Source organism: Chryseobacterium sp. CH21 (genome assembly GCF_004119445.1).
In the GTDB taxonomy this organism is placed as follows: domain Bacteria; phylum Bacteroidota; class Bacteroidia; order Flavobacteriales; family Weeksellaceae; genus Chryseobacterium.
This window is the reverse complement of sequence record NZ_QICI01000043.1, coordinates 1-291: the sequence shown is the minus strand read 5'-3', so window position 1 is coordinate 291 and position 291 is coordinate 1. Positions and strand designations below refer to the sequence as shown.

The window sequence follows — 291 nt, the reverse complement described above, 5'->3', positions numbered from 1 at the left end:
TTTTTTTATGCATTAAAGCTTCTATCATCACTGATTTTACCTGCCAGAATCTTACTTGTTTGCGCTGCTAAAGCCAGTATTTGTTTGGTGATATCTCTGCATTCATTCATTTTTGTTTCATGAGGCAGTAATACATTAAGCACAACAGTTTTTGTGCATCGTGAAGAAGATTTGCGGTAACCTTGTAGCTGGTTTTTTTATGCATTAAAGCTTCTATCATCACTGATTTTACCTGCCAGAATCTTACTTGTTTGCGCTGCTAAAGCCAGTATTTGTTTGGTGATATCTCTG

Annotated in this window: 1 protein-coding gene; it reads right to left on the bottom strand. The window is 36.1% G+C overall.

From position 1 onward, the window contains the following. Positions 1-5 precede the first annotated feature (5 nt). Positions 6-143, bottom strand: a complete 138-nt coding sequence (locus BOQ62_RS22425) for a hypothetical protein (RefSeq protein WP_164976707.1) — start codon at positions 141-143, stop codon at positions 6-8. Between the last annotated feature and the right edge of the window lie 148 nt (positions 144-291).